This window comes from Streptomyces sp. NPDC057702 (genome assembly GCF_042799315.1).
In the GTDB taxonomy this organism is placed as follows: domain Bacteria; phylum Actinomycetota; class Actinomycetes; order Streptomycetales; family Streptomycetaceae; genus Streptomyces.
The window spans coordinates 261,166-270,930 of the sequence record NZ_JBHVJC010000005.1 but is presented as its reverse complement, the minus strand read 5'-3'; the positions used below and the strand labels follow the sequence as shown (position 1 = coordinate 270,930).

The 9,765-nt window shown below is 73.2% G+C and carries 8 protein-coding genes and 2 riboswitches; of the genes, 5 read left to right on the top strand and 3 right to left on the bottom strand.

Going from position 1 to position 9,765, the window contains the following annotated elements; all coding sequences use genetic code 11:
• Positions 1 to 79 precede the first annotated feature (79 nt).
• From metE to ACFVFR_RS05760, 3 genes are all read right to left on the bottom strand, one after another.
• Complete coding sequence (metE, locus tag ACFVFR_RS05770; RefSeq protein WP_383698398.1) at positions 80 to 2,398, bottom strand: 5-methyltetrahydropteroyltriglutamate--homocysteine S-methyltransferase; 2,319 nt, start codon at positions 2,396 to 2,398, stop codon at positions 80 to 82.
• A gap of 164 nt (positions 2,399 to 2,562) precedes the next feature.
• A riboswitch (cobalamin riboswitch) is annotated at positions 2,563 to 2,782 on the bottom strand.
• 340 nt (positions 2,783 to 3,122) lie between these two features.
• Positions 3,123 to 3,443, bottom strand: coding sequence for a DMT family transporter (locus ACFVFR_RS05765; RefSeq protein WP_383698397.1), 321 nt, complete (start codon positions 3,441 to 3,443; stop codon positions 3,123 to 3,125).
• A 1-nt stretch (position 3,444) separates the two neighbouring features.
• Entirely contained in the window at positions 3,445 to 4,083 is a 639-nt protein-coding gene (locus ACFVFR_RS05760; protein WP_383698396.1) for an FMN-dependent NADH-azoreductase, read from the bottom strand.
• A gap of 150 nt (positions 4,084 to 4,233) precedes the next feature.
• Between ACFVFR_RS05760 and ACFVFR_RS05755 the strand changes: the two genes are divergently transcribed.
• The 5 genes from ACFVFR_RS05755 to ACFVFR_RS05735 all read left to right on the top strand — a co-directional run bounded on the left by ACFVFR_RS05755 (position 4,234) and on the right by ACFVFR_RS05735 (position 9,707).
• Complete coding sequence (locus ACFVFR_RS05755; protein ID WP_383698395.1) at positions 4,234 to 4,824, top strand: TetR/AcrR family transcriptional regulator; 591 nt, start codon at positions 4,234 to 4,236, stop codon at positions 4,822 to 4,824.
• A 186-nt stretch (positions 4,825 to 5,010) separates the two neighbouring features.
• On the top strand, positions 5,011 to 5,535 hold the full coding sequence (locus tag ACFVFR_RS05750) for a GNAT family N-acetyltransferase (RefSeq protein ID WP_383698394.1): 525 nt from the start codon (positions 5,011 to 5,013) through the stop codon (positions 5,533 to 5,535).
• A 38-nt stretch (positions 5,536 to 5,573) separates the two neighbouring features.
• Positions 5,574 to 5,772, top strand: a riboswitch (cobalamin riboswitch).
• Positions 5,773 to 5,986: 214 nt separating this feature from the next.
• The gene (locus ACFVFR_RS05745) at positions 5,987 to 7,486 is read left to right on the top strand and encodes a CoA-acylating methylmalonate-semialdehyde dehydrogenase (RefSeq protein ID WP_383698393.1); all 1,500 of its coding nucleotides are present in this window, start codon (positions 5,987 to 5,989) and stop codon (positions 7,484 to 7,486) included.
• Positions 7,483 to 8,637, top strand: coding sequence for an acyl-CoA dehydrogenase family protein (locus ACFVFR_RS05740; RefSeq protein ID WP_383698392.1), 1,155 nt, complete (start codon positions 7,483 to 7,485; stop codon positions 8,635 to 8,637). Before ACFVFR_RS05745 ends, ACFVFR_RS05740 begins: the two co-directional genes overlap by 4 nt.
• Positions 8,634 to 9,707, top strand: a complete 1,074-nt coding sequence (locus ACFVFR_RS05735; protein WP_383698391.1) for an enoyl-CoA hydratase/isomerase family protein — start codon at positions 8,634 to 8,636, stop codon at positions 9,705 to 9,707. The genes ACFVFR_RS05740 and ACFVFR_RS05735 overlap by 4 nt, the downstream gene beginning before the upstream one ends.
• The last annotated feature ends 58 nt before the right edge of the window (positions 9,708 to 9,765 follow it).

Below are 9,765 nucleotides of genomic sequence, written 5' to 3'. Positions count from 1 at the left end.
GGGGCGGCGCCCCCCCCGCGGGGGCGGGGGGCGGGGGGGGTGGCCCCCCGGGCGGCCCCCCGCCGCGCCGCCCGCCCGGTCAGGCCCCGGACAGCTCCGCGCGGACCGTACGGGCCGCGGCGACCAAACTCGCCAGCGACTCCCTGGTCTCGGGCCAACCCCGGGTCTTGAGCCCGCAGTCCGGGTTGACCCACAGCCGCTCGGCCGGAATGGCCCTCAGGCCCGTCCGCAGCAGCGCGGCGGCCTCCTCCGCACTCGGCACACGCGGCGAGTGGATGTCGTACACCCCCGGGCCCGCCTCGCGCGGATAGCCGTGCGCGGCCAGCTCGCGGGCCACCCGCATGTGCGAGCGGGCCGCCTCCAGGCTGATGACATCGGCGTCCAAGTCGTCGATGGCCCGCACGATGTCGCCGAACTCGGCGTAGCACATGTGGGTGTGGATCTGCGTCGCCGGCTCCACACCGGCCGTGGTGAGCCGGAACGCCTCCGTCGCCCACGCCAGGTACGCGTCCCGGTCGGCGGCCCGCAGCGGCAGCGACTCGCGCAGCGCAGGCTCGTCCACCTGGATGACAAGGGTGCCCGCCGCCTCCAGGTCGGCCACCTCGTCCCGCAGTGCCAGCGCCACCTGGCGCGCGGTCTCGCCCAGCGGCTGGTCGTCACGGACGAAGGACCAGGCCAGCATCGTCACCGGGCCGGTCAGCATGCCCTTGACCGGCCGGTCGGTGAGGGACTGGGCGTACGTCGTCCACCGCACCGTCATCGGCGCCGGGCGGGAGATGTCGCCGGCCAGGATCGGGGGCCGCACATAGCGGGTGCCGTACGACTGGACCCAGCCGTGCTGGGTGGCGAGATAGCCGGTGAGCTGCTCGGCGAAGTACTGCACCATGTCGTTGCGCTCGGCCTCGCCGTGCACCAACACGTCCAGGCCAGCCGCCTCCTGGAAGGAGACCACCTCCCGGATCTCCGCCCGGACCCGCTCCTCGTATCCCGCCGTATCCAGCCGACCCGCGCGCAGGTCGGCGCGCGCGGTACGCAACTCCGTGGTCTGCGGGAAGGAACCGATCGTCGTGCTGGGCAGCAGCGGCAGGTTCAGCCGCGCCCGCTGTGCCGGTGCCCGCAGCGCGTACGGCTGGGAGCGGCGGGCGTCGGCCGCGGAGACGGCGGCGGCGCGCGACCGGACCTCGGGGTCGTGGGTGATGCGGGAGTGGGCGCGCGAGGCCAGGTCGGCGCGGTTGGCGGCGAGTTCGGCGGCGATCGCCTCCGTGCCCCGTGCCAGGCCCGTGGCCAGGGTGACGACCTCGGCGACCTTCTGCCGGGCGAAGGCCAGCCAGCGCAGGACCTGCGGATCGATGTCGCGTTCGAGCGCGGTGTCCAACGGAACGTGCAGCAGTGAGCAGGAGGCGGCCACGTCGACGCGGTCGGCCAGGCCCAACAGGGTGCCCAGGGTCGTGAGCGAGGCCGCCAGGTCACCCACCCAGACATTGCGACCGTCCACCACACCGGCGACCAGCCGCTTGCCGGGCAGCCCGCCGACGGCGGCGAGCGCCTCCAGATGGGCCGCCGCGCCCCGCGTGAAGTCCAGCGCGAGCCCGTCCACGGGCGCCTTGGCGAGCACCGGCAGGGCCTCGCCGAGCTGGTCGAAGTACGAGGCGACCAACAGCCTGGGCCGGTCGGTCAGCGCCCCCAGGTCGCGGTAGGCGCGCTCGGTGGCGCCCAGTTCGGCCGGCGAACGGTCCTGTGTGAGGGCGGGCTCGTCGAGCTGTACCCACTCGGCACCGGCCGCCCGCAGATCGGCCAGCACCTCCGCGTACACCGGCAGCAACCGGTCCAGCAGCGTCAGCGGGTCGAAGTCGTCGGCCACCCCCGGCGCCGGCTTGGCGAGCAGCAGGTAGGTGACGGGGCCGACCAGCACGGGCCGGGCGGTGTGCCCCAGCGCGAGGGCCTGCGTCAACTCCGCGACCTGCTGGGTGGAGTCGGCCGTGAACACCGTGTCCGGGGCCAACTCGGGCACCAGATAGTGGTAGTTGGTGTCGAACCACTTCGTCATCTCCAGCGGCGCCACCGCCTGGGTGCCGCGCGCCATGGCGAAGTAGCCGTCCAGCGCGTCAGCGGCGACGGCCGCCCGGTGGCGCTCGGGGATCGCGCCGACCATGACGGTCGTGTCCAGGACGTGGTCGTAGTACGAGAAGTCGCCGGTGGGCACCTCGTGGACACCGGCGTCGGCGAGCTGGCGCCAGTTCTCGGCGCGCAGCGTCGCGGCGGTGGTGGTGAGGGCGTCGGCGCTGGTCCGGCCCTGCCAGTAACCCTCGATCGCCTTCTTCAGTTCCCGGTTCCGCCCCTGACGGGGGTAGCCGTACACGGTGGCCCGTGCTGCCGCGGCTGCGGGCTTGGTGGTCACGGAGATCTCCTTCGCGAGATGAATCCCTGAGATCCCGGCGACCGGACGCGCGAACGAAGGAGTGGACCACCAGGCGGCGACGTCCCCGCGCGGCACAGCGCGACCGTTCGCCTGGTATGCACGCCGACCCTCCCGCGAGGTCACCGGAACAGCCGTCCGCGTGGGTACGCGCACGGGCAGCGGGCAGGTCTTCGGACTCGCGGGCGCGTCCCTGAACACGAGACACCTACTGGCCGTCGCTTCCCAGGTCCCAACGGACCCAGTGCGTATGACGGCGGTCGTTCCCACTCACCGCTGCGGGGCAGTCCCGGATTCCCACCGGGTTCCCTCTTACGACGCCTCCCGCCTGGCGGACGGGGGCGAACCTGCTGCACGGGGCAGCCTAACGGCAGACGCGACCGAGCGGCGAGAGCGCCCGTCACGCGCCGGGTGAGCTGGGCCACCCGACAAGGAGGCCGGCCGGCGACCGGGGCTTTGGCCACCGCCGTGTGGTCGCCGCCGTCCTGGCGACGGCGACCACACCCGCCAACTCCGCCTTGAGCGGGGAAGGGAAGGCGCGGCCGGACGTGGCCGTGCCCCGCCTTCCCGCCGACACACCCCCCGCCCCACACCCTCGGCCCCCACGTGGTCCGGCCGCACACACCGCCGCTCCACGCGGCCCCGGGTCGGACGGCCCGCGCCTACGAGCGGGAGGGCGCCGGGATGTGCCCACCCCGCCGCGGGCTCACTCCGGGTTGGTCACCCGGGCGAGGACGACGCCACCCAGGATGAGGGCCAGGGCGACCAGCCGGCCCACGGACAGGGGGTCCTTGTGGACCACGATGCCCAGGCCGATGGCGCCCAGGGCGCCGGCGCCGGTGAAGACGGCGTAGGCGGTGCCCACCGGCAGCGTCTGCATGGCACGGGAGAGGAAGTAGACCGCCACCGCCATCAGCACGAAGCACAGCAGGGTGGGCAGCGGGCGGGTGAAGTTCTGGGTCGGCTTGATCGACTGCGACCAGGCGATCTCGACCAGACTCGCCAGCCCGAGGAGGTACCAGGCCATCTCAGTACTCCCCGCCCAGCGTCCGGGCCCGCTCCAGCGCGTGGGCGTAGGACTCCTCGTGCTTCGCCCGCAGGTGGGCCATGTTCGGGTCGAGCCGCGCGTTGGCCAGCTCCGCGTTGACGAAGACGGTGTCCCGCACGGCGAAGTGCCCGGCGAAGAAGTCCCGCAGATACCGCTCCTGGTAGTCGAACCTCTCCTTCGGGGCGCCCGGCGAGTACGCACCGCCGCGCGCCGTGGCCACCACGAACCGCCGCCCCGCCAGCGACATCCTCGGGAACGTCACCTGGTCGAGCCACGCCTTCAGGGGCGCGGGCACCGAGTAGTTGTACATCGGTGTGGCGATCAGGACGGTGTCCGCGGCGACGAGTTCGGCGAGCAGCGGCTCGACCACCGCCCAGGCCGCGACCTGTGCCGGGGTGCGTGCCGCTGTCCCGAGGCGGTCGATGTCGGTGATCCCCTCGGCGATCACGTGGTCGCACAGCTCGGTCCACGCCTCGTCGATGAACGGCACCGGGTCGGCCGCGAGGTCGCGGTGGACGTAGGTGCCGTCCGGATGGGCCGCGCGCCAGGCGGCGGCGAACGCGTCACCCACCTCCCGACTCAGGGAGCGACGGCGGGCGCTGGTGTCCAGATGCAGCATCGAGTTCACAATCCGACTCCGTTCACGGTGCGTGTGTTGCGGTCCTACGGCGTAACGGCACGTGCCGTGCCGTACGAACGGGCTGATCGTGCAGCATGCGGCGATCTCATGTCAACGGCACGTGCCGTGCCGATGGGTTAGCGTGGGTGGGTGACAACTGCTCCCCAACCCCCGCCAGGCGGTCGCCCCGACCGCACCCAGGCCGTGCTCCAGGCCACGCTCGACCTCGCCCAGGAGGTCGGCTACGCCAAGCTCAGCATCGAGGCCATCACCGCGCGCGCCGGCGTCGGCAAGCACACCGTGTACCGGCGCTGGCCCTCCAAGGGCGCCGTCTTCCTGGACGCCCTGCTGTCCACCCTCCAGACCGACCTCAGCTATCCCGACACCGGCGACATCGTGGCCGACCTGCGCACCCAGATGAACGCCTCGCGATCACTGCTGAGCACGGGCTCGTTCGGGCCGCTGTACGCCGCGCTCGTCGGTGAGGCCCAGCACGACCCCGCCATCGCGCAGGCCCTGCACGACCGGTGGATCAAGCCACTGACGGACGGCACCCGCACGCGCCTGCGCGCGGCCCAGGAGGCGGGCCAACTGAGGTCGGACATCGACCTGGACACGGTGATCGCCCTGCTCTACGGCCCGATGTACTACCGCTTCCTCCTCATCCCCGGCCCCTACGACGCCGCCTTCGTCGACGCCGTCCTGGAGGTCGCGTTCGCCGGGCTGCGCCCGACGGTCTGAGCCCGCTGCCCCCCGGCGGCGGGGTCGAGGCGGCGGCCGGTGACAGGCCGCCGCCACACCCGACCGCCCGGGGTGGCGCCGCGCGCGCCCGGCGAGCCGGGCCGGCCCACCCGCGTGCCGGCAGGGCGCCCACCCGCACCAGCCCCGGGGCCGTGCGGGTGGGCGCCCGTCTGGCAGGCTGCCCCCGTGATCATCAGACGCGCGCAGGAGAAGGACCTTCCCAGCTTCCTGGGGCTGGCGGCCCAGGTCGAGCACTGGTTCGGACCGATGGTGGACGACCCCGGCTTCCACCGCGCCCTGACCGAGCACATCCACCGTTCGGCCGCGCTGGTGGCCACCCCAGCGCGGCCCGAGGCCGGGCCCGACGCCCCGCGCGACGCGGAGTCCGGCGCGGGCCCCGGCCCCGGAGTGGACCTCCTCGGCGGGCTGCTGTTCGGCGGCCAGGCCCCGACCTACCACGTGCACTGGCTGGTGGTCTCGGCCCAGGCGCGCGGGGGCGGCGTGGGGCAGGCGCTGATGGCCGAGGCCGTCCGTCGGTTCGGCCGCGAGCCGGGCCACATCGAGGTCGTCACCTTCGGCGCGGACCATCCGGGCGCCGTGACCAGCGGTGCCCGTGTCTTCTACGAGCGCCTTGGCTTCACCCCGGCGGAACCCGCCGAACCAGGCCCCGAAGGTGGCTCGCGACAGGTCTACCGACGGGCCGTCAACTGAGCGGAGTGGTTCGGTCCAGAAGGGTCTGGACTTACTAGGACGTCCAACTATATCGTCGTGACCAAGGCCCGCGGTGTCAGGGAAGCCGGTGCGATTCCGGCGCGGTCCCGCCACTGTGACCGGGGAGTGCGTGCTCAGGGAGCCGAACGCCACTGGTGGACGAGGTGTCCATCGGGAAGGCGGAGGGCGCGCGTTGATCCGGGAGTCAGGATACCGGCCGCGGGATGTTCCGTGTTTTCCACGAGGATGGAGCAGACACGCATGGCACCGGTCCCTACCCGTGACCCAGGCGAACCGACGGAGCGGGTGGCGTAGACACGCCCTCCTCTGACGCTCCGTGACGGCTCTTCGGCCTTCGCGTCCCACGGCACAGCCAGCGCGCCCGCCCCACCGGGTGGCGCCTTCGGCCTGCCGTGCCATCCCGGTTCCCACCTGACGAGAGCAGGCTCTCATGGTTCACGAACTCACCCACTTCGTCGGCGGCGCACCCACCCCGGGCACCTCCGGGCTCTTCGCCGACGTGTACGACCCGAACACCGGCTCCGTGCGAGCCCGCGTCCCGCTGGCCGGGCGCGCCGAGACCGAGGCGGCCATCGCGGACGCCGAGGAGGCCCAGCGGGAGTGGGCGGAGTGGAACCCGCAGCGGCGCGCGCGGGTGCTCCTCAGGTTCCTGCGACTGGTCGACGACGAGCGCGACGCGCTGGCCCGTACGCTCTCCGCCGAGCACGGCAAGACCGTGGCCGACGCGCACGGGGACATCCAACGCGGCCTGGACGTCGTGGAGTTCGCCGCCGGCATCCCCCACCTGCTCAAGGGAGAGTTCACCGACAACGCGGGCACCGGCATCGACGTGCACTCCCTACGCGCGCCGCTCGGCGTCACCGCCGGCATCACACCGTTCAACTTTCCCGCGATGATCCCGCTGTGGAAGGCGGCCCCGGCCATCGCCTGCGGCAACTCCTTCATCCTCAAACCCTCCGAACGCACCCCCTCCGTCCCGCTGCGCATCGCCGAACTCTTCCTGGAGGCGGGCCTCCCGCCGGGCGTGCTGAACGTCGTCCACGGCGGCGAGGAAGCGGTGAACACCCTCCTGGAGGACCCGCGCGTACAGGCCCTCGGCTTCGTCGGGTCCACCCCGATCGCCGCGAAGGTGTACGCCACCGCCGCCGCCCACGGCAAGCGCGCCCAGTGCTTCGGCGGCGCCAAGAACCACATGATCGTGATGCCCGACGCCGATCTCGACCAGGCCGCCGACGCGTTGATCGGCGCCGGCTACGGGTCGGCGGGCGAGCGGTGCATGGCGATCTCGGTGGCCGTACCCGTCGGCGAGGAGACCGCCGACGCGCTCGTGGCCCGGCTGCGGGAGCGTATCGGTGCCCTGCGGATCGGCCGCTCCGACGACCCCGAGGCCGACTTCGGCCCGCTGGTCAGCCGTGACGCCCTGGACCGGGTGCGCCGCTACGTCGACATCGGCGTCAACGAGGGCGCCGAACTCGTGGTCGACGGACGCGAGGTCACCCTCCCCGGGCACGAGGACGGGTTCTTCGTCGGTGCCACCCTCTTCGACCGGGTCAGCCCGCGCATGCGGATCTACCGCGAGGAGATCTTCGGCCCGGTCGTGACCGTCGTCCGCGCGGCCGACTACGCGGAGGCGTTGCGACTGCCCAGCGAACACGCCCTCGGCAACGGTGTCGCGCTGTTCACCCGCGACGGCGACACCGCGCGCGACTTCACCCGCCGGGTCAACACCGGCATGGTCGGCGTCAACGTGCCGATCCCGGTGCCCGTGGCGTACCACACCTTCGGTGGCTGGAAGCGGTCCGGCTTCGGCGACCTGAACCAGCACGGGCCCGACTCCGTCCGCTTCTACACCCGTACCAAGACCGTCACCTCGCGCTGGCCCTCTGGGGTCAAGGAGGGCGCGAGCTTCACCCTCCCGACGATGGGATGAGCACGGTGACCGGCGCACTCACCAAGGACCAACTCGCCCTGGCCGAGGTCACCCTGGACTTCGCCGAGGAGCACCTGGCCCCGCACGCCCTGGCCTGGGACCGCGACAAGCACTTCCCCGTCGACGTGCTCCGCGCGGCGGCGGCCCTGGGGCTGGGCGGCGTCTACGTCCGCGAGGAGGCGGGCGGCTCCGCCCTCAGCCGCGCCGACGGCGCACTCGTCTTCGAGGCCCTGGCCACCGGCTGCCCCACCATCGCCGCGTACCTGTCCATCCACAACATGGTCGGCTGGATGATCGACCGCTACGGCGACGAGCGGCAGCGCGAGCGCTGGCTGCCCTCGCTGTGCAGCGCCGCGTCCCTGGGCAGTTACTGCCTGACCGAACCCGGGGCCGGCTCGGACGCGGCGGCGCTGACCACCCGGGCCGAGCGCGACGGCGACCACTACGTCCTGACCGGCGTCAAGCAGTTCGTCTCCGGCGCCGGCGCCAGCCACGTCTACCTCGTGATGGCCCGCACCGGCGCCCCCGGGGCCGGCGGAATCAGCGCGTTCGTCGTCGAACGGGACGACGCCGGGCTCTCCTTCGGGCCCAACGAACCCAAGATGGGCTGGAACGCCCAGCCCACCCGACAGGTCGTCCTGGACGGCGTACGCGTGCCGGCGGACCGCCTCCTGGGCGCCGAGGGCGACGGCTTCCGCATCGCCATGAACGGACTCAACGGCGGCCGGATCGGCATCGCCGCCTGCTCGCTGGGCGGCGCCCAAAGTGCCCTGCACCGCAGCCTGGCCTACCTCACCGACCGGCAGGCGTTCGGCAAGCCCCTCGTGGAGGCCCAGGCCCTCCAGTTCCGGCTGGCCGACATGGCCACCGAGCTCGCCGCCGCCCGCGCCCTGGTCCGCGAGGCCGCCGCCGCGCTCGACCGGGGCGACGCCACCGCGCCGCACCAGTGCGCGATGGCCAAGCGGTTCGCCACCGACACCGGCTACTCGGTCGCCGACCGGGCCCTGCAACTACACGGCGGCTACGGCTACCTGAGCGAGTACGGCGTCGAGAAGATCGTCCGCGACCTGCGGGTCCACCAGATCCTGGAAGGAACCAACGAGATCATGCGCGTGATCGTGGCGCGAGAACTGACCGGAGCACGGCGATGAGCACAGCCGACGACAGCGTCCTGCTACGCCGGGAAGGGCGCGTGGCCCACCTCGTCCTCAACCGCCCGCAGGCCATCAACGCCCTGACCCACCCCATGGTGCGCGCCATCGACGCCGCCCTGACCGCCTGGGCACAGGACCCCGGGGTCGAGACGGTCGTCCTCACCGGCGCCGGCGAGCGCGGCCTGTGCGCGGGCGGCGACATCCGGGCCATCTACCAGGACGCCCGCCAGGGTGGCGACGCCTCGCGGGCCTTCTGGCGGGACGAGTACCGCCTCAACGCCCGTATCGCCCGCTACCCCAAGCCGTACGTCGCGATCATGGACGGCATCGTGATGGGCGGCGGCGTCGGTGTCTCCGCCCACGGCAGCTCGCGCGTGGTCACCGAACACTCCCGGGTCGCCATGCCCGAGACCGGCATCGGCTTCGCCCCCGACGTCGGCGGTACCCACCTGCTCGGCCTGGCGCCCGGCGAACTCGGCACCCACCTGGCCCTGACCGGCACCCCGGTGTCGGCGGGCGACGCGCTCCGGTGCGGCCTGGCCGACCACTTCGTCCCGCGCGTCGCGCTGCCCGCGCTGCTGGCCGACCTGGCGCGACACCCCGTACGCGACGCCCTCGCCCGGCACGTCCAACCAGCGCCGGCCGGTCAACTGGACGCGGCGCGCGCCTGGATCGACGCGTGCTACCAGGCCCCGACCGTGGAGGAGATCATCGCCGAACTCCTCGCCCACGGCGCGCCCGAGGCCAGGGAAGCCGCCGAGACGCTGCTGGCCAGGTCGCCCACCGCGCTGAAGGTGACCCTGACGGCGATCCGTCGGGCGCGCCGCCTGGGCTCCCTGGAGGCGGTGCTCGACCAGGAGTACCGCGCCTCGTGCGCCGCCCTGACCTCGCACGACCTGGTGGAGGGCATTCGCGCGCAGGTCATCGACAAGGACCGGGCGCCGCACTGGCGCCCCGGCACGCTCGCCGAGGTCAGTGACGCGCACGTGGCCCGCTACTTCGCCCCGCCCGGCGACCAGGAACCACGCCTGGCGGCCGACGCCCCGACCGTGGAGGTGCCGTGGTGAGCGGCCAGGGCGACACGACCGGCGACCGGCACCGCGAGCCGCCCGCCGGCGGCGCCGG